The 19589-nt window shown below is 34.9% G+C and carries 25 protein-coding genes; 13 read left to right on the forward strand and 12 right to left on the reverse strand.

Annotation, left to right across the window (positions count from 1 at the left end):
- The 3 genes from ACERII_RS05090 to ACERII_RS05100 form a co-directional block, all read right to left on the reverse strand.
- Nucleotides 1–453, reverse strand: a 453-nt coding sequence (locus ACERII_RS05090) for an alpha/beta fold hydrolase (protein ID WP_373640542.1), incomplete at its 3' end; no start/stop codon positions are given.
- Between the two features lie 122 nt (nt 454–575).
- On the reverse strand, nt 576–1022 hold the full coding sequence (locus ACERII_RS05095) for an NUDIX hydrolase (RefSeq protein ID WP_373640544.1): 447 nt from the start codon (nt 1020–1022) through the stop codon (nt 576–578).
- Nucleotides 1023–1110: 88 nt separating this feature from the next.
- On the reverse strand, nt 1111–1599 hold the full coding sequence (locus ACERII_RS05100) for a hypothetical protein (protein WP_373640545.1): 489 nt from the start codon (nt 1597–1599) through the stop codon (nt 1111–1113).
- Between the two features lie 480 nt (nt 1600–2079).
- Here ACERII_RS05100 and ACERII_RS05105 point away from each other — a divergent pair, with 480 nt between their 5' ends.
- Entirely contained in the window at nt 2080–2328 is a 249-nt protein-coding gene (locus ACERII_RS05105) for a hypothetical protein (RefSeq protein ID WP_373640546.1), read from the forward strand.
- Between the two features lie 230 nt (nt 2329–2558).
- Here the strand turns inward: ACERII_RS05105 and ACERII_RS05110 are convergent, their stop codons facing one another.
- Complete coding sequence (locus ACERII_RS05110; protein ID WP_373640548.1) at nt 2559–3611, reverse strand: serine hydrolase domain-containing protein; 1053 nt, start codon at nt 3609–3611, stop codon at nt 2559–2561.
- Nucleotides 3612–4072: 461 nt separating this feature from the next.
- On the opposite strand from ACERII_RS05110, the gene ACERII_RS05115 reads away from it, so the two are divergent.
- Complete coding sequence (locus ACERII_RS05115) at nt 4073–4447, forward strand: VOC family protein (protein WP_373640822.1); 375 nt, start codon at nt 4073–4075, stop codon at nt 4445–4447.
- A 143-nt stretch (nt 4448–4590) separates the two neighbouring features.
- Here the strand turns inward: ACERII_RS05115 and ACERII_RS05120 are convergent, their stop codons facing one another.
- Together ACERII_RS05120 and ACERII_RS05125 are read right to left on the reverse strand one after the other, a co-directional pair.
- Entirely contained in the window at nt 4591–4737 is a 147-nt protein-coding gene (locus ACERII_RS05120; RefSeq protein WP_373640550.1) for a hypothetical protein, read from the reverse strand.
- A 1392-nt stretch (nt 4738–6129) separates the two neighbouring features.
- A complete protein-coding gene (locus ACERII_RS05125; protein ID WP_373640551.1) occupies nt 6130–6741 on the reverse strand; it encodes a hypothetical protein in 612 nt (203 codons plus the stop codon).
- A gap of 721 nt (nt 6742–7462) precedes the next feature.
- On the opposite strand from ACERII_RS05125, the gene ACERII_RS05130 reads away from it, so the two are divergent.
- The 6 genes from ACERII_RS05130 to ACERII_RS05155 all read left to right on the forward strand — a co-directional run bounded on the left by ACERII_RS05130 (nt 7463) and on the right by ACERII_RS05155 (nt 10898).
- Nucleotides 7463–7672, forward strand: a complete 210-nt coding sequence (locus tag ACERII_RS05130; RefSeq protein ID WP_373640553.1) for a hypothetical protein — start codon at nt 7463–7465, stop codon at nt 7670–7672.
- Nucleotides 7659–7868, forward strand: a complete 210-nt coding sequence (locus ACERII_RS05135; protein ID WP_373640555.1) for a hypothetical protein — start codon at nt 7659–7661, stop codon at nt 7866–7868. The genes ACERII_RS05130 and ACERII_RS05135 overlap by 14 nt, the downstream gene beginning before the upstream one ends.
- A 28-nt stretch (nt 7869–7896) precedes the next feature.
- Nucleotides 7897–8190, forward strand: coding sequence for an RNA polymerase alpha subunit C-terminal domain-containing protein (locus ACERII_RS05140; protein WP_373640557.1), 294 nt, complete (start codon nt 7897–7899; stop codon nt 8188–8190).
- Nucleotides 8191–8305: 115 nt separating this feature from the next.
- On the forward strand, nt 8306–8782 hold the full coding sequence (locus ACERII_RS05145; RefSeq protein ID WP_373640558.1) for a hypothetical protein: 477 nt from the start codon (nt 8306–8308) through the stop codon (nt 8780–8782).
- A 75-nt stretch (nt 8783–8857) separates the two neighbouring features.
- Complete coding sequence (locus ACERII_RS05150) at nt 8858–9295, forward strand: VOC family protein (RefSeq protein WP_373640559.1); 438 nt, start codon at nt 8858–8860, stop codon at nt 9293–9295.
- 583 nt (nt 9296–9878) lie between these two features.
- Nucleotides 9879–10898, forward strand: a complete 1020-nt coding sequence (locus ACERII_RS05155) for a DUF3231 family protein (protein ID WP_373640561.1) — start codon at nt 9879–9881, stop codon at nt 10896–10898.
- A gap of 66 nt (nt 10899–10964) precedes the next feature.
- On the opposite strand, the gene ACERII_RS05160 is transcribed toward ACERII_RS05155, so the two are convergent.
- Nucleotides 10965–11933 (reverse strand): tRNA dihydrouridine synthase, encoded by a 969-nt coding sequence (locus ACERII_RS05160; RefSeq protein ID WP_373640562.1) that lies wholly within the window; start codon nt 11931–11933, stop codon nt 10965–10967.
- A 579-nt stretch (nt 11934–12512) separates the two neighbouring features.
- Between ACERII_RS05160 and ACERII_RS05165 the strand changes: the two genes are divergently transcribed.
- From ACERII_RS05165 to ACERII_RS05175, 3 genes are all read left to right on the forward strand, one after another.
- Entirely contained in the window at nt 12513–12722 is a 210-nt protein-coding gene (locus ACERII_RS05165; protein WP_373640564.1) for a hypothetical protein, read from the forward strand.
- A gap of 123 nt (nt 12723–12845) precedes the next feature.
- Nucleotides 12846–13115: a DUF4190 domain-containing protein gene (locus tag ACERII_RS05170; protein WP_373640565.1), complete on the forward strand. Its 270-nt coding sequence runs from the start codon at nt 12846–12848 to the stop codon at nt 13113–13115.
- Between the two features lie 32 nt (nt 13116–13147).
- Nucleotides 13148–13384: a hypothetical protein gene (locus tag ACERII_RS05175; RefSeq protein WP_373640567.1), complete on the forward strand. Its 237-nt coding sequence runs from the start codon at nt 13148–13150 to the stop codon at nt 13382–13384.
- A 332-nt stretch (nt 13385–13716) separates the two neighbouring features.
- On the opposite strand, the gene ACERII_RS05180 is transcribed toward ACERII_RS05175, so the two are convergent.
- The 5 genes from ACERII_RS05180 to ACERII_RS05200 all read right to left on the reverse strand — a co-directional run bounded on the left by ACERII_RS05180 (nt 13717) and on the right by ACERII_RS05200 (nt 17609).
- Nucleotides 13717–13884: an aspartyl-phosphate phosphatase Spo0E family protein gene (locus ACERII_RS05180; protein ID WP_373640568.1), complete on the reverse strand. Its 168-nt coding sequence runs from the start codon at nt 13882–13884 to the stop codon at nt 13717–13719.
- A gap of 215 nt (nt 13885–14099) precedes the next feature.
- Entirely contained in the window at nt 14100–14558 is a 459-nt protein-coding gene (locus ACERII_RS05185) for a hypothetical protein (protein ID WP_373640570.1), read from the reverse strand.
- An 87-nt stretch (nt 14559–14645) separates the two neighbouring features.
- Nucleotides 14646–14957 (reverse strand): GHKL domain-containing protein, encoded by a 312-nt coding sequence (locus ACERII_RS05190; RefSeq protein ID WP_373640571.1) that lies wholly within the window; start codon nt 14955–14957, stop codon nt 14646–14648.
- Nucleotides 14958–15226: 269 nt separating this feature from the next.
- Nucleotides 15227–16510: a hypothetical protein gene (locus ACERII_RS05195; protein WP_373640572.1), complete on the reverse strand. Its 1284-nt coding sequence runs from the start codon at nt 16508–16510 to the stop codon at nt 15227–15229.
- 394 nt (nt 16511–16904) lie between these two features.
- Nucleotides 16905–17609, reverse strand: a complete 705-nt coding sequence (locus ACERII_RS05200; RefSeq protein WP_373640574.1) for an SAM-dependent methyltransferase — start codon at nt 17607–17609, stop codon at nt 16905–16907.
- Between the two features lie 294 nt (nt 17610–17903).
- Between ACERII_RS05200 and ACERII_RS05205 the strand changes: the two genes are divergently transcribed.
- Together ACERII_RS05205 and ACERII_RS05210 are read left to right on the forward strand one after the other, a co-directional pair.
- Complete coding sequence (locus ACERII_RS05205) at nt 17904–18485, forward strand: TetR/AcrR family transcriptional regulator (RefSeq protein WP_373640575.1); 582 nt, start codon at nt 17904–17906, stop codon at nt 18483–18485.
- Nucleotides 18486–18514: 29 nt separating this feature from the next.
- The gene (locus ACERII_RS05210; RefSeq protein WP_373640577.1) at nt 18515–19480 is read left to right on the forward strand and encodes an SDR family NAD(P)-dependent oxidoreductase; all 966 of its coding nucleotides are present in this window, start codon (nt 18515–18517) and stop codon (nt 19478–19480) included.
- Nucleotides 19481–19589 lie beyond the last annotated feature (109 nt).

Here is a 19589-nt window from a genome sequence, read left to right on the forward strand (position 1 = left end):
ATTATCTATATAAAGTGTTTTTGCTTGTAGTTTTGAAAATGATTTATTTTTAATCAATGGAAATGTTAATTTAATAGTAGGTTTAATCATTTTTTCAGCAATTCGATTTGGTCTAACTAACGCACTATTTATGATTGCATAATCTATCAAATTCGGTTTCATACACAACATTTTTATGGTAACTTGTGCACCTAAAGAGAATCCAACAACGATCACTACCTTTCCTTTTCCTATGTTTTCTATTAACTCGACTACACTTACTGCACTATATTCAATTGAAAAGTGCTTCGATTTATTACTTCTCCCTTGTTCAGGCAAATCTACTGCAATGCAATGATAATCTTTAAAGTACTGAATTTGTTTATCCCACATCCAACTACTCACTCCACCGCCGTGTAAAAATACAATTAAGGGAGCATCTTTATCTCCTTTTTCATGATAATGTAAGTTCAAATATTTCACCTCTCTGTATGTATGTATTACTTTTATTTTAATTGTTAATATAGTAAACCTTTCCCGTAAACTTAATAGAATTTATCTGCGAACAAAAAAGGTTGTAATTCACTTAGTTATTTTCATTTGTGAATATTTTTGTTAATAAAATCTTTCACATGAGGTGATAGACAATCTGGTAAGTTATCTAAATCAAAAAATCCTACCTCCACAGATTCGATACCATCTGCTTTTAGGGAGCCACCTATAATTTCAGTTGTTACATATGCAATAGTGATAGCGTAAAATTCATCTCCATTGTGTAATTTCACAAAATATTCTTTACCAGAAATGACTTCCATTAATTCTAGTTTTCCAACCTTAATCCCAGTTTCTTCAAACACCTCTCTTCGGCCAGCTTCTTCAGTAGATTCTCCTAACTCCATAAAACCACCTGGAACACTCCATATACCTTCACGACGCTTCTGCAATAAAATTTGACCTTGTTCATTTATGACTGCAACAGCGACTCCAGTTAGAATTAAAGGTTTTGTTCCAACTATTTCACGTAAATCCTCAATATATCCCATCCTACCCTCCTAGTTTAGCTTTTGATAAAAATATTCTCATAGTAAATCACTTAAACGTTACCTCACTCATTAGTGTGTCTACACGCTCTTAATTCATAAATAATGTCTTTTTGTGCGAGATGCCCAGGTGACGGTATTTAATTGTAACTTGATTAATACTCTCTTCATGTATGAATGATAGTGCATAAATGATATCCTCTTCTGTTGCCGTTCCATCTTTCACTTTGTTGATTTGCTTTTGCGGGTCTGTATTGGGTTGAATTACTGTTGTTTCTAAATCTTCGAAGGTATATTCACTTTCTACTTCTCTATCAAAATTGTCTGAAATAACAAATCCTTGCATATGATGACTCACTTGAACTTTCAATTGTAAAGGAGAATCATTATTATTTACTAAGATTTCTTCAATTTTCAAATTGCCTATTGGGCTTTTGTTACCTATTTCGACCAATAGAACCTTCCTATCCATGGCATAACCACTTGAATAAGCTGATAAAGGCGGATTAAACTTTATAAAAGTATAAGTACCAACCAATAAAATAATAGCACTGATAACAATTATTAGACTTTTTTTCACGAAAACACTCCTTTAAAATAGGATACCTGCTTATTGCAGTAACCTTTTTCTTAACAGTTTCTTTCGCAATGGTCCTCCATTAGAGACACAACAGCAACGACAGCTGATAGTGCTAACACTCTCCCGTATATTTCATAAAAATGTTTCACAACGTTACGTTCGTTTTTCACTTCTTGTATTTCTGTTTATTCCATTTATCCCTTTCTACTATATTAACATATATATCCAAATCACAACCTTTCACATTGTAATTAATATGGGGAGACGTATCCAATTTACACAAATATTTTTGTGCGTTAGTAAAATTATGGATTGTATTATACAACTCTTTTTTTGAACCTTTAATTGGAAAACAATGTTAAAATAAACGAGAGGTTAGAATTAGTATCATTTTCTAAGTGCCTATTGGGAGGAAGAAAAAATAAGGAATACGGATTTTTGTAGGAAACTGAATACAATAAAGAAAGGTGGATAAATGGAATGTATTGGAAATTAAGAATTCCTCTAATAATGGGGGTTATGGGCGTAGTATCGGGACTTGTTCAGAAGTTTCCAAACTTATTTCTTGTAAATACCTCTTATTTCATTAGCAGTGCTATTTTCTTTGGTTTAATCGGTATCATTATTACTATTTTCGAGAAAACGGGAATGAATGAAAAAAAGGTTCATTTTATCATCGGTGTGGGGATAATTCTTTTCAGTATTATTTTTGATTATCTTATGGTATAGCCTTTTTGTAGCACGAAAGGGTGAAGATAACGTAACAGAGTCGGCGCTTCTTCAACTATTGCATCAAGAAATGAAATAAAAAAGGGATGATATAAAAAAATATATGCACCTCCCCACAGTATTACTGTACTAGGGGATGGTGCCTTAGAACTGTTGTAGGAGGTACATAATTAGGAGAAGTAGCTTTCCCATTTTTTCTATTGTCTGTTAGCTATTACTAGCAACATCAATCATGCCGACTTAATGATTTTCATAATCGCGTGGTAAGCCGCACTATGTCCAAAGCCACTCGCTTGATTGACCGTTCCAGTGAAATATAAGTCCGTATCAGGATTGTAAAAAGCAAAAGCTCCCGTTTGCCCCCAAAACCCTAGTACCTCTCCAATCGGTTTAAATGGAGATAAAAATCTTGGTGTCCATAACTTCTCTAATCCCAAACCATAGAAAAATTGACCAGGAAAATAGATCATATTCCAATTTACCTTTAGTTCTTCGAGGACTTCCACCGGGAAAAAGAACCCAGTAAAAAACGCTTTCAAAAAGACCATCACTTCTTGAGCAGTGGAAATGATTCCACCTTCAGCAGACACAGAAGCCATATAGTTTGGAGCATGAACTTCATTTGTTTTAAAAAAAATGGGCACTGGTTTCGTATCATTGATGTCTTGATAGACATAAGTATCCTTTAGATTCAAGGGATCAAAAATGTAATCCTTAAACACATCCCCAATCCACTTACCCGTTATCTTTTCAATAATTGCACCTAGTAATTGATAGTTTGTATCGGAATAGTGAACTTTACCCTTCTGACCTGGCTTAAACTTCGGTTTTATCCCCTTAGCACTTTCTATCGCTTTCTCTAATGGCCATGGCTCATCATTGCCTTGGAGCAAATCCGTTGCAGCTTCCCCGTTCTTTTTATGATAATAAAAATAGTCCGGAATACCTGAAGTATTACTTAACAAATGTGCAATGGTAATTTCTTTCGTATAGTCGACACCATCTAAGATATGGATGCCATGTATCAATTTTTCTGGAAAATAGCGATAAATGTTATCCTCAAAATTCAAACGTTTCTGTTCCCGTAGCATCAACATAACAGCAGTAATATAAAGCTTTGTAACACTGGCAATAAAATACCGATCCCCCGCTTTGATATTGCCTCCCCCACTTACAAACGAAAGGGAGCCGTCTCCTTTTTCCACACAGAGAACGGCACCATAAACATGTTTGTTCTTCACCATTTTTTCTACAACCTCATAGAAAAGCGAGTCCTTGATCATACACTCCATCTCCCACCTAAGTAGATTCCTTCTCTAATTTACCCCTTTACGTACTACATCAAGTTGAATTCTCCTCGTTGTTATCACTTACTCTCAGTATAAAATGATCATTCCGATTATCGTGTCGTTCTTTTGACATTTATGTGTATTTTTTTAAAAATATAATTCCCAATTCCTTCAACAATACTTTACTCCTTTCTGTCTGTTCTCCCTTTTTTTATAAAAAGGGAGTGGAAAATACTGTGATGTAATAAATAGATAAGATTTGAAAAAATGAGCTTGAAGAAATGGAATAGCAGCTGAAGAATTGGGATACATGCATCAGTTACTCTTTGTCTATATTAAAGGAGTTGGGAGTTATCTTTAATCGAGACAAACAACTAGTTCAAATGGGAGAAACTAGGAAACTAGGTATTTGGAAATTCATTCTCTTGTGCATAAGTTTTCACTTTGTTCTAAATATGATGTTATATGTTTCAAATTTAAAGCAGACAGAAGAATTCTGGGGATGGTTACTGGAAGAGTTAGGATATACCTCTTTTCAGAAATGGGAAAGCGGTCATAGTTGGAAACTAGGTGATACTTACCTCGTTTTCGTACAGGCAGAAGATAAATATCTAGACCCTTCCTATCATAGATGTCGAGTAGGGCTTAATCACTTAGCCTTCCATGCATCATTACGCCAACATGTGGACGAAATGACAAAAAAATTGGAAGATAGAGAAGTACATATTCTTTACTCAGATAAACACCCTTTCGCTGGGGAAGAAAACTATTATGCCGTTTTTTTTGAAGACCCAGATAGAATAAAGGTAGAAATAGTAGCACCAGAATAATTTTCATACATATATATAGGGGGTTAATAGAAGAAGTATTTCTTCTATTTTTTCCATTTATTAGGTATGAAAGAGAGCGGCATCATTGCAACTCGTAATTTTACTAACGTTTTTGTTGATAATTACTTTTTAATCTGGGTGAATTAAACCGTATCTGCTTCTTTTACCCATCCACGAACTAACATCACGCAACTTAAGTCTCTTGCAGAAATCCAGCTGTTAGTATCAGAAGTAACATTATTTGGTTCCCATTCATAGTAATCAGCCCAATAAAAAAGACCTTCGTGCAAGATAAGTTTTGCATCTAAAATGCTTCGGTCATAGTTTTTAGGACTAGGACGATATGAAATTGAGTTACCCCTTCAAAAAGAAGTTCAATTGCAGAAGGATTATCCCACTGTCTTTGGAAAAGGATTCGTACATTAGTATCAAGGTCTGTTGACATACCCATTGATAAATTTTTATCTACATAGCTTTCAGTAGACATATAATTCCTTTAAGCAACTATCATGAAATCCACCAAATGTGTTTAAGAAATTTTCAATATCATACTATCTTTAAGTTCTTTCCACTCCATAAATACCACCCGTTTTAAATTATTTACTTCTTGCATTATTGCTTCGTTCGTTAGTTCAATAAATAAAGTCGATTATCTTTTCCAGCAATCATCCCGTTAACACCACAACAGTAGCGACAGATTCTTCTACTATTCCACCTCATATTGGAACAAGCTATTTGTTTTTCTTTTCTAATTCTTTTACTCTCATCTCTAATTCTTCTACTTTGTTTACTAGTGTGTTATTTTTATATTTTGAATTATTTACAAATTGACTAAAAGTATAAATTTAATATGCAGGTATACCGATTACAACAATGGAACCGATAAAAATAAAGAGCCACCTTACAAACATATCTAATATATCATTCAACCAAAGACCCTCCCTTGTTAAACTCTTCATTAGTTTAATAAAAAATGCATTCCTTATTGCACGAACCATCCCTTAGTTAAGTACATGAATGAAAAAAGTCTGTATACTCCTTCCATTCATTTTAACATAAATATCCAAAACCTTATCATTAAGCAGTTACATCCACAGAGGAAATCGCGTCAAAATCTTTGAAGAAAATAGGTAGTTTTCTCTAAGTTAATAGGTGTGAGAATTCCTCTGTTATTACATGTCTATTTAACGATTAAGCAGTGATATAGCACAAAAAACACATGCGATATGCGATTAACGGGTTTACTTGAGAGGTGCAAACCAGAAAAACACAGGTAAATTCATCCCCTAAATCACACACCTTTCACAACTAAAATCACACTATCTTTCGCATATTAAATTGGCACGAAGAATCATCAATTCATTGTGCCAATCTGTTCATATTTGATTGTGTAACTAACGCCCGTTACTTTAAGTGTAATGGTTCACAAATATCCAAAATTCAAATATTCCAGTAGACTATCTATCAGTCATAACGCCAAATTTGTTCTTGAAGGTAAAGTGTTAATGACATCAATATAGCCATCATTTTCATGAACTGCATAGTAAATAATATAATTTAACATTACCTGCCTACTTCTACCGTAGGTTATTCGTCTTAGCCCTTTAAAACTACCACTTTCAACAGATTTTCCTATAATCCTATTACATTTAAGCTTCCCGTATTGCAACAAGGTCATTTTACTATTTTTCAATAAATCCACCAACAATGTCTAAAATCTCCTCTAGTTTTTGACTAGTTTCTAGAATATAGAGGTCATAATACAATTTATCTCTTTCCCAAAGGAACAAATGGTTATTACCCAGTTGGCTATAAACCACATCAACGCCTTCAATTGATATTTCTTCAGTTAAGAAATCTTCATCTTCAAGCGCTCGACTATCAAGGCGCGGGTATGGTTCTCTTCCTATTCCTAAACTTCCATAATCCTCTTTAGAAGAGTGGGCATATAAAATGGTCTTCCCCCACTTACCTTGCTCTTCATTCTGCGCATTTAATATTTCTAAATATTCCTCTTGATTGTACTCATTTTCTTCTGTCTTCTTTCCAAATTCGATAATATAACTAAGAGGAATATCATAAAATTCGTTGTTTTCAGGATTATATAAGTCATGTTTTTTCATTTCTAACTCTTCGGTAACAGTAATAACATCCCACTCTTGCGGTGCATTAAACGAAGGATAGTCAAACTCATCACTTATAAGTGCTAAGGGAGAATCGTTAACATCGTCAATACCACTACAACCAATAATAAGTAAAACCATAAGAACATATAAAAATGCTATCTTTTTCATCATTACCCTCCTCGAGAATTTTTTCATTTAAACTTTGTTCAATAATACTTACGGATAAAAGGGCAAAAAGGTTTCGAATTTTCAGTTTTTTATTAGGGTATTCTACTAACCTCCCAGTTTTCTTAAGTACATCGCTCTGTATATTCCTTTCATTTATTTTCTTTCACATTAGAATTCACATGGCAAATCACAAGAAGGAAATATTTATTTCCACCTACGTGAATAGGCGTGTCAAATACTGTGTGATTTCCTGTATGTTTAACAATAAGATACTGATATAACAATTAGATAAACTTGGCTTATCGAAAAGTCTCAATGGCGAAAGCCTTAGTATATCTTATACTTTAATCCTTGAGCGAAATTAAACTTAAAGTACAAAAAACACATGTGATTCCTGCTGTGAAATCACATGTGTTTTTACTTATGAATGACTTGTTTGCATCTCTGAAGTAAACCCGTTCGATATGCGATATACAGCATTTTGCTTTCCCTCATCTGATTACATCAAGGTTGCCAGCACCCGCACTGTAGTAGTTTACCAGCACATTTGGTCCAAGAAAACCGTATACCGTTCACTCCCTTTTGTCATAGCCCCATCATCACGTGGGAACTTATTAAAAAAGTGTACGTAAGCTTGCTTACATGGATACAGATTTCTTAGAAGAAATGGAAACTATTTAATAAAATGGAACGTCTTATATCTGAAAGGTGGCGAAACATAATGATGAAGACTTACATTTTATTGTTCTTGTCTATCCTTTTCCTTGCAGGCTGCAAGGCTGTTAATGATGGACCTATTGAAAAAATTAGTGACTTCACTTTGGAAAAAGAAGTAACGCAAATTGATGTCCTAGATTGGGAAACGGAAGAAACCATCTATCAAATAACAGACACAGACTTTATTCAAGAATTAGTAATTGAATTTATCTAATGCTGATTCTCTCTCCACAGCAAATATGGATTTTGCAAACCCGGACTATAAACTTGTTTTTATTAGTAGGGAAGAAGTAGTGTATGAATTAGGTTACTATAACAACAGTATGAATCTTGGTATCGTTGGACGCTATTGGGATTTTCAAAAAGACGGATTATATGGTGTAACGAAAAAGTTACCGATTGAAGAATAATGGACAAAGACATTTTGGAGGGATTATTTTGACTGCTGAAAACACTGTAAGGGTTTGTGAAAAGGGACATAGGTTTAACAAGAGTAGTGAGTGTCCAAGTTGTCCTACCTGTGAGAAAGAGAATAAGCCTCAGAGTGGCTTCCTCTCAAAACTCAGTTCACCTGCAAGGAATGCATTGCTTCACGAAGGGATTGACACTTTAAATGAACTATCAACGTTCACTGAAAAAGAAATATTAAAGATTCATGGTATTGGAAAAGCTTCCTTACCTATTATGAGAACGTTATTAGAAGAAGAAGGGTTATCCTTTAAGAATAACTAGACTACAACCGTATTACGAAGATAGAGTTTCCCTATCCATATTATGCTAAAAGGATAATGATTACTCACAATGGATTTTTTTAGAAAATAACACTGCTCTATTAGGGGGGGAAGATTTGAAATCATTATTAACCATTGTTGCTTGTATCTTTCTGTTGGGAGCATGTAGTAATCTCCCTAAAAAAATGCCAGAAGACTTTAACTTTGTTTTAAAATATGGGTATGAGGCACGAGACATTGTAAACACTTATGAGAATACCTACACAAAAAATATGATTGAAGATGAAGACATAACGATAGAATTGGTACTAACTGATAATGAAAAGGAAGCCATCTACAAGGAAATGCGAAAAGCTGACATTTTAGCCTCAGCGGAAAAATCAAGTGAATCTACATGTTCAGATCCCCATCAGGAAAACGAACTAACTCTTACCTTAGATGGCGAAACATATGAAAGAGAATGGATTACATCGTATTGTGGGAAGCGCGCAGATAGGAAACTAAAGAAATTCACGGAATTTATACACACGGAAATCATTAGTAAGAAAAATGAGTACAATAGGTTGCCAGAAGCTTCAGGTGGTTATGATTAAAGGTTTTTATTAGGGTTACAAACAACTAAGTTGGTCCGCTTATAAATATTAACTTGAAAAAGGAGTGTTGTCATCATGGTCGGAGTAGAACTAGACATGGTTGTTAGAGATAGCTTAAAAGCATTGAAATTATACGAAGGTATATTTGATATTCAGCGTGTGGAGGTTTCAAACTTACCTCGTGGAGAAAATGAGGCAATTTTCACGCTATACGATGTACACTTTCATCTGTTAGATGAAAATCCCGATTTCCATTTGATCGCGCCAACTCCGGATACTCCTAAAACGAGTTGGGTGAATGTAACTGTACCAAACATTGAGGAAACTTATGCAAAGGCGATGACTTTAGAGTGCACAGAAATACAACCAGTGACCGAAATCCCAAGTCACGGAGTGTCGAACGCCATATTCATGGACCCCTTTGGTTATGTATGGATGCTGCATCAAGTACATAAAGAGGTTAGTCATGAAGAACGTATCCAGCATTGGGAGGAAAACAAAAAGAAGAAGTAACAATGGCTTTATTATAAGAATGATTCAAGACAAAGTGCCTAGTATGAGTTAAATTTTTTTTCGTACTAGGCACTCAACATTAAATAGTCATATTGTTACTATCATTAAAAATATCCCTGATGATAAGCTACAAAACCTATGTGACATTGGAAGGAATCAAATCAAAACACTAGAGTGGCTAATTCAAGATTATATAACACATATGGAACACCATATTTTAGACCATATTGTAAATGAAAAATAGAGTATATTTTTTGATATGATTGTACAACAAGTATCCAATAAATAATAATAAAAATAAAGAGGAACAGAAACTCATTCTCATGTGGCACTAACGACAACTTAGCAAATATAGAAAATAACGTTAAAAGGTTTCATCTAAATTTTTATAATTAGAAACCTAAACTACCCCCTAAACGTAAAAAGAATTACATAGATTACAAGGCTACTTACTAGTAGATTGTATTGTAAAAAATACATAAAAAAGGCGAGATATACATGTTATCACAATATTTTTGGGTAAAAGAATATTATCCTCCAATAAAGACACAATAAAATAAAAATATAATTGAGGTGTTTTATTTTGGTTGAAGAACATAACCCTAAACTTACTTCTGCGGAGGTTGCAACACTTTGGACACAATATCAAAATGATACAGCCGCCATTTGTTTTAATAAACATATGATGGAACACATAGAAGACAAAGATATTATGAAAGAATTTGAATTTTCCATGTCTCTTATCTCTAAACACTTAGAAGAAATAAAGAATTTTTTTGAGACTGAAGGTTATCCTCTACCAAGCGGTTTTACAGATCGAGATGTTACCTCTAATAAACCTCGTCTTTTTTCTGATGTATTTTGTTTACACTACTTAAACATTATGAGCATCCATGGCTGTCAAGGGTATAGCAGCGCCATCACCACTAGCTCTAGAAAGGACGTCCTTGAATATTTTACGTCTTGTCTAAATTCTTCCGTTGAATTATGTAAACGAACCAAACTACTTTTACAAGAAAAGGGATTATATTATCGGCCACCTGTGCTTAGTCCAGCGGAATCAACCGATTTTGTAAAAGATAAAAGTTTTCTATCGGCAGGATGGTTTAGCGATAAGAGACCGTTATCTTGTATAGAAATTACAAATATTTATTTCAATATGAAAAAGAGTATACTTGCTAAAGCGGTTACGGTAGCTTTTTGCCAAGTCTCCCCTTCGAATAAAGTGAAAGATGTTTTTCATAAAGCGATAGAAACGAAAGATAAACATATCCATATTTTTAAAGAAGTCTTTGATAATGAAAATCTTCCCAGTGCTCCTACGTTAGAGGCGGAAATTTCAAATTCAACGGCTTCTCCTTTTTCTGATAAGCTGATGACATTTCATGTTGCTTTCTTATTCTCAACAGCTATGTCCTATTATGGTAGTGGGTGGGCATCCTCTCCAAGAAAAGACTTAGCTCTTAAATTCGGAGTAGCAATTGCAGATGATTTAAAATTAGGAGGAAAATGTGTGAACTTGATGATTGAAAATGGATGGCTTGAGGAACCTCCTCTATCAAATAATAGAAGTGAATTAATAAAAAATTCAATTTTTACATGATATAGTAAGTGCCTGCCCCCATGCGTTCCAACTTTCCCACTATAGGAGTCAGGCACTTTTTTTGATTCAATTCTTCGACTCAAAATCAGTGAGTAATTCACGCACATCATCTGTAGACTCTGTGTTCATTAATTGATTTCTTAATTCACTCGCCCCTCGAAAACCTTTCACATATATCTTAAAAAAACGATGAAGCGCCTTAAATGGACGTAATTCTAATCCTGAATATTTATCATGGAGATCCACATGCAATCGTAAAAGATCAAGCAATTCCTTACTACTATGTTCTCTCGGCTCTTTTTCAAAAGCGAATGGATTTTGGAAAATACCACGACCTATCATAACCCCATCAACTTCATATTGGTTGGCAAGCTTCAAGCCAGTTTCACGATCAAGAATATCGCCATTGATCGTTAAGAGAGTATCTGGAGCGATCTCGTCACGAAGTTTCTTAATCTCCGGAATCAACTCCCAATGAGCATCTACTTTACTCATTTCCTCTCTCGTCCGCAGATGAATGGAAAGATTCGTAATATCTTGTTTCAAGATGTGTGATAGCCAGTCACGCCATTCGTCTACTTCCGTAAAACCAAGCCTTGTTTTTACACTTACAGGCAATCCCCCTGCTTTTGCTGCTTGTATTAATTCTGCTGCAATTTCTGGACGACGAATAAGGCCACTTCCCTTCCCCTGCCTTGCAACATTAGGTACAGGACAGCCCATATTGATATCCACACCCTTAAACCCAAGTTCCGCCATACCAATACTCATTTGACGAAAATTATCAGGTTTATCTCCCCATATATGGGCAACGATTGGTTGTTCATCCTCTGTAAAAGTCAACCGCCCCTGTACACTTTTGTTTCCTTCTGGATGACAATAACTCTCACTGTTTGCAAACTCTGTAAAAAACACATCAGGTCTGGCAGCTTCACTCACTACATGGCGAAAAACAACATCCGTCACTTCTTCCATTGGAGCCAGTATAAAAAATGGTCGTGGTAAATCACGCCAAAAATTATCTTTCCTACTCATGTTGAAATTCAAATCCTCTCATAATGGGATACTAGGCTTAACCAGTATCTTTTAAAAAATAGGCTCTGTTAGACGTTGATGTTGATTTTTACTCCAGGTGCTCGCGTTCCTTGGGGCGGAACCGCAAGCCTCCTCGGTCGTTACCTCCCTGTGGGGTCTCGCTTGGCCCGCTTATCCCCTAGGAGTCTCGCACCTTCCGTAAAATTCAACATTGTACAATAATCAAGATTGCCCTTTAACATAGCCAAAAAATAAAATGATCCTGCTTCTTTTACACTTACTTATACCATGCATAAACACTTTTTATCAAACTGTTCGCATATATATGTTTAACTAATAAGTGTGTTTTTAGTTAGACATCTTCCATTCCAATTCGTCACTCAGTTAATATGCGTCATGTGTTTCTGACAACACAAGAGATGTTCGTTAGTATTATGTGTGAATTAACTATCTGCTTTTTAGGATTGATGCTTCATAGTAAAATTCTCGTTCCACAAACTACATGAAAAATGAAACCTAGCCTACTTCCAAAACGTAATAGTAAATAAAAACATAACAATTACGATAGGTGGAATCTACATGTTATCACAATATCTTTGGGTTAAATGGGGAGAAATTTTATTAAGTAATTTACTTCTCCTTTCTATCTTCATGTTAATCACTTTTAGTATTATACAACTGACTAATATTACACTAAGCTACAGTTCTATACTTTTGGTCGTACTTGCTTATTGTGTATCTACGGAAGTTAGAGACTACAAAAAGTGGCTACGTCACAAAACATTCTAGCTTTTTCCTCTAGTGAAGATTATTAACTGGTTATAAATTAGTGAAACAGTTTACCGTTTGCTGTTCTAACTTGAAGGACAGTTCTTATAATCGTCTATATAATATTTTTTTGGAGGAACTTTCATGGATATTACCGTAAAAACAAATAGTAATTCTGTACTTTCTCTTATTATGGGGCTTCTATCAATACTATTACCACTTATTGGAATCGTTTTCGGGGTTTTTGGATTGATAACATCAAGAAAATCTATTAAAGAAATAGAAAAAACAAGAGAAGTTGGAAGAAACCTAGCAACATCAGGTTTCATTTGTAGTTCAGTTGGAATCGTAATTCAACTTTTCGCAGTATTAGTTTTGATCGCAATACCTTTACTAAGATTACTGCTAGCTTAGTATATAGGAAAAAGAAGCAATAGGAGGATATCATGGGCAACATCGATAAAAGAAATCGTTTGAACGAAACTCCTTTTCGTTATCGAGTCAATAAAGATAATACCGTTTTTCTGGATTATGAGGGAAAGCATGTTAAAATTTTAAAAGGAAAAGAAGCAGACAAGTTTTTAAGAAGAATAAACGATGCTAGCAATGAAACAGAAATACAGTTGATCATGGCGAAGATAACAGGAAACTTTAAAAGAGGTAATGAACGTAATCATAAATAATCTCCAACGGATTTCATCAGAAGTGTAACATAATATTTAACGTGTATCGGTGAACCGGGTACCCTAGTTTACTCAAGTTAAATCAGTTTTAGAATATCTACTCACTAATAATCTGGTAGACCAAATCAGAAATGAGGTAGAGCAGTTGAATACTATAAATGGTGTTAGTAGTAGTTATTCTTTTAATTAAAATAAAACGAATGAAAAGGCTATTGCCTCTCTTGTTTTTGGCATTCTGTCCATAATTTTTATGTTTGTTACATTGTTAGCAGTTCCATTTTTTCAACAATTCGAAGGGGATTAGAACAACAGATTAGAATATGGTAAGGTTTTTATTTTGACTTCAATCCTTGGTATTTATTTAGAAAAACATCAAGTTCTTGGCTACATTTAATAGTATCAGGATGATTAAATCCTTTTGATTGAGCTAACTTCATCATTTGAATTCGTAAAGTATCAATTTTGAATTCCAACTCTATAATTAAAGCACTTTTTTTCATAAACATACTCCTAAATTAAGAAAGAAAATTGTACAACATAGAGACCATTATATACTAGTATTATTGCCTGTTAACCCGTTCGACAGTTCTTCTAATAAAACGACAAATTTTTGAAGGTTTATTTAAATATCATCAAAGTATTTATAACTATAAAAAAGGTACCAAATTAGTAATAAAAATTAATTTAGGCACCTTTTTTATAATTAAATTTCTGTTTATTTTAATAAAGGAATCTTTATTACTAGCTTAAACCTTTGTAAAACTAGTAGAGTGACTAACAATGGAATATGGATAGTCATGATGCCAGCTAAAACTCGTAACCACGGATTCGCTGCAATTTGTTCAAATGGAATAATTTGTTTTAGCGGAAGAAGTAACATGATTTCGAAAAATACTAACAAAATAAAACCAATGATTCCAATAATAAAACCATGTAGTATTTTAAAACGGAAAATCATTACTACTAATAACACAAACACAGTTAAGTTTATGATAGGTTTGACTGAATTCATCATAAAAATACTTAAAGTAAAAGCTACTCCCCCATATAATAATGAAAAAATAACCATAGATTTTACGTTCTCCTTAATCGAAATACCAAAAAGAGCAAAAGAAACTGCGAGCATTAAAAATGCTTCTGGAAATGATAATAAAAAGAAACTAAACCACTCCATAATAACCCCTTTCTTGTTGTAAAACATAGATGATATTCGTAGGATAATATTTTTTGTGTTTTGGCATATGCATTAGCTACACTTTCTCTACATGATGGATCCTTTTTCTACCACTTTCGGAAACGAGATTTCAACACTTACTACATTATCGTTCGTATCCACTTTCAATAAACCATGATATTTATCTGTAACTTCTTGGATGATCGCTAAGCCGTATCCCCTATCTAAATTCGATTTAGAAGAATATCCGATTTTAAAATGCTTTTCCGTGAACTCTTTCAAAATAGAAGTGTTTCTTACAATTAATTTCACTGTTTCATTAACTCTCACAATTTTTAATTCGATTTTTCGTTCTGTATCAGGCATTTCGAGTGTTGCATCATAGGCATTATCAAGCAAGTTGCTAATTTAATCGTATCAAATCAGTAGAAGATAAAATGGTTTCAATTTCTTCATTTGCTATATTCACACTAAATGGTATGCCTGCTCTTTGGTACTTGTCCATTTTCGAGTATAGCATGGAAGAGAGAATAGGATTATTTATCGTCAATGCCTTATTATTAATATTTATATTACCGATTACATAAAAAAGCTCCTGAACCCCAATGCAGTAAAGATTTAACGTACTTGGGGGCAGGAACTTCTTAGGGTCCGAATAGTAATTAGATTTAAAGTGAAATAACCGTAGCGTTAATGGTTCTTAATGATATATTGTATTGTCTTATTGTTGCATCAGTTGTTAAAGACAGTATTAAAATATTATAGGTATATACATGGTTACCGGCTGGAGGGGTATCAACATACGAAATATTAAAAGGCTTCGATAGAACAGTAGATGTAGCAGGTTCAGTAGATTGTTCTTGAAATCCTTGAAAAGCAATTTCAGTTCCGTTTCTCAATAGTCGCATTCTAAAAGAAATGAGATACTCGGTATATGATCTAAATGTAAATCTCAACGGATAAGTAGCATTAATTAAAACCACTTCCGTTCCTGTTGTTGTTACAGGAGTCGTACTTATTGGAAATATCCCCGATCCTACATTTAACCCAACAGTTGTTAATGAAGAGATTTGACCAAAACCAATGTCAGTAATCCCTGTTGGTCCTTGAGGTCCTTGATCACCTTGTTCTCCCTGTGGCCCTTGTTCCCCTTGGGGTCCTTGGTCTCCTTGTGGTCCTTGGTCTCCTTGAGGCCCTTGTTCTCCTTGGGGCCCTTGTTCTCCCTGCGGTCCTTGTTCCCCTTGTGGGCCTTGTACACCCTGAGGTCCTTGTTCCCCTTGTGGCCCTTGTTCTCCTTGGGGTCCATGTTCTCCTTGGGGGCCTTGCTCTCCCTGAGGTCCTTGTTCCCCCTGAGGCCCTTGTCCCCCTTGGGGCCCTTGCTCTCCTTGGGGCCCTTGCTCTCCTTGGGGCCCTTGTTCTCCTTGGGGCCCTTGTTCTCCTTGAGGTCCTTGTTCCCCTTGTGGTCCTTGCTCTCCTTGGGGGCCTTGCTCTCCCTGAGGGCCTTGCTCTCCCTGAGGTCCTTGCTCTCCCTGAGGTCCTTGCTCTCCTTGGGGGCCTTGCTCTCCCTGAGGTCCTTGTGGTCCCTGTGGTCCAGTCACTCCTGATCCCAAAAGTTCATCCGATACAAGCCGATGAGCGGTCACTAACTGTCCAGACGAATTTTTTCCCCAAACAGATATTTCAGTATCATCTTCGGTGGCACCATTTGTTGTAAATATAAACTCAAAGGCATTGAGGTTGGCAAAATAAGTTTTAGTAATAACCTGGTTTGGTGCAAGAGATAAAAGCTCACTTACATACATCATTCTTGAACCATTTAATGCAAATCCCTGAATCAAGACTGTAGAAGAAGTAACTTGATTTTGATTATTAATTTTTACAGTTACCTGTGTGCTGGGCCTTGTCCCACCTACGGGATTGTTTTCAATTGGTCCAGTCGATAAAATACTCATTCATCCACACCCTCCTTACTTAAAGATTAGACTTAATTGTTTACATCTCCCTTTTTCTATACGTTAAATTGATATCAGACAATCTTCCTTATGAAAAAATAGGATCTATACTAGTTATCTTATGCAGTATTTAACATAGGGATTGGACATACCATATCCTAAGAAGGACACAGGGACAGGTCCAGACCACTGAAAAACGACTCCTAAAATATGTAAGTCAATAAGGACACAGGGACAGGTCCACTGTCCCGGGAACTTCCGACTGACACCAAAATGAAGTACCTCCCCGAGTACGCTAAAGTTTAAACGTACTGGGGGGGCACTTTTTCAATATTTCAGCATCAACATTACCTTATTAAAAAGGGCAACGCCCCCACGTTATGTCATTCTTTTACTAACCTTTTTTTATCTTTAACATCGAGTTAGCATTTTTTTGAAATTCATATTGTACTTTTACTTCTTCAACTCTACAGCCATTGTCAGTCAGGTAACTTATTACTTTATCTAAGTGCACATATCTTTTTCCCTCTAAATCAACCAAAGGGAAAATACGGACTTCCTCTTTCGTAACCCTCAATAACTCATTTAGCGTCTTCATGTGAAATTGATAATCTAACCTATCTGCATACATAAATAAAAAATGTGCAGAGAGAAGAATATCAAATTCTGAATTCTTAAATGGTAACGATGGTAAAGTAACGGGAATGTATCTTTCTCTGAATTCCCTCATATCGTTTGCAGAATCTTGCAAGGCACTTAAACGATGTTTCCTAAGACCTTCTACATCATAAAAATAATCCCATTTGTAATTGTTTTGGACTTTTTGCATATGCTCCATCGCATGTTCAATATCCTGGAGACCTTTATTTTTTAGGTCTTCACCTGAATGATAATACGCAATGTCGCAAGCTGTCACATCTAAACCTAATTTGTTAGCAACAGCAGTAAATGAACATGCTCCTGCTGGACAATCGAGTATTTTCTTTCCTTGTAGTTCATCCTCGGATAGAGAGAACATATCTATATATTCTTTATAAGTTCTCCCAATAAAAACAATTCTTTCTAAATCTAATTTTTTCCTCTTCTCTACTCTTCTCAACTGAACTCACCTCTTCTAAAAGATTACATTCATATTATCATAAAGAGTAATAATAATGACCTGATTTTCACTAATTTTATTCAGCTAATGACCTGCTTTTAACCCCCAGTGTGTTAGAACTTTACGTTACCGAAGGCACTTTTCAATTTTAGAGTTTCATTTTCCTTGTTATACAAAAATTAGTCTTGACTAGAATAGCACTTATTATATATCATTAGTTATATAACGCACGATATGTAACAGGTGATATGTAATGAAATATGCTCACGATACATATGTGAAAAGGGGATTAGTATGCCACCGAAAAAGAAGTTTTCCAAAGAACAAATCATCGATGCAGCATTTGAAATAGCAAAAACAGAAGGGTTAAGTAAAATAACCATAAGAAAAGTTGCTGACAAATTAGGAAGTTCCATTGCTCCGATTTACGTAAACTTCCATGATGTCGAAGAACTTATACGGGATGTGGTAAAAAAAACGATGGAAGTAAATCAACAAATGGTTCTAGAACAAAATAGTGGAGACACATTTCGTGATATAGGGATTGCTAGTCTTCGGTTCGCAAGGGAATATAGTGTCCTGTTTATCGACTTGATGATGAAACAAAATGAGTATATTAAGGACTATAACCAAGAGATAGGAAATGACCTTGTTTCACTTATGAAAGAGAGTCCTGACCTTCAAGGATTTACGGATGGGGAGCTGATGGATATTTTATTAAAAATGAGAATTTTTCAAGGAGGCCTTTCCATAATGGTTGCCAATGGATTGCTTCCGAAAGAGTATAACGATAATAAGGTGGCCGAGCTTCTAGACAGTATGGCTGAAGATGTTATTTCGGCTGCACATTTACGTAAAAATGGGGAATTAGGATAATTATTTTTACAATTAGGAGTGGGGAGCAAATGAACAATCGTATTGTTGTTATTACAGGTGCAAATTCGGGGATTGGAAAGGCTGCTGCCAAGCAATTTGCTAAAGAAGGTCATACAGTTATTATGGCTTGTCGCAATATCGAGGTTAGCCGAAAAACGCAAGAAGAGATAGTTACTTCTACAAACAATACACAAGTTGACCTGATGAAATTAGACGTATCCTCTTTCGAATCAATGTATCAATTTGCCGATGAATTCATGAGTAAGTATGAAAAATTAGACATCCTAATCCATAATGCAGCTTATTTTAATCATGGAGCTAAGCATACTCTTAGTACAGACGGGATCGAATTGACGTTTGCGACAAATGTAGTCGGTCCATATTTACTAACAAATTTGCTATTGGATCATCTTAAAAAGTCAGATGATGCAAGAATCCTACATGCGGGCAGCAACATTATTAAGCACTTTTTTGACCCTAAAAGAGAAATTGATTTTGATAACCTAACTGGGGAGTATAAAAGTAGTGAAAAATTTACTGTGTATAAGATGTACTGTCAATCCAAAATGGCATTGGTGATGCTTACTTTTAAAATGGCAGAGGAATATGAGAGCGAAGGAATCAAAGTAAATGCCCTGCAGATTAACGGTGCAAAAATGTCAAAGGAAACATTACAGAAAGTGACACTTGGATATAGAATGGTTGCTTCCATTCAAAACTTATTTTTCCGACAACCTAGCTATATGGCAAATAACTATTATGAACTATGCACTTCAGATAGATTTAAAGATAAAACTGGCAAACTATTCAACGATAAATTAGATGTGATGACACCCGCCTTAGCAGAATCACAAGGTTTTTTAGAAGAAATAAAACAAGTAACAGGCACAAATAAGTATCCAGCCTATGCACAAAAGAAAGTTGTTAGAGAAAAAGTATGGGAATTATGCAAAGAGCTAACAGAGTCGAATTCAAATAATCACAACATTTTATGAAAATAAGCTAAATGGTATAAAAGTTTATTTCCTAAAAAAGGAGAAATGGAGTACATGTATCGTGCAGATGCTCTTTTGACCTCTCCCTTCTCCTTTCTTTTTACTCTCA

The sequence above is a fragment of the Evansella sp. AB-rgal1 genome (assembly GCF_041820985.1).
In the GTDB taxonomy this organism is placed as follows: Bacteria; Bacillota; Bacilli; order Bacillales; family Salisediminibacteriaceae; genus Evansella.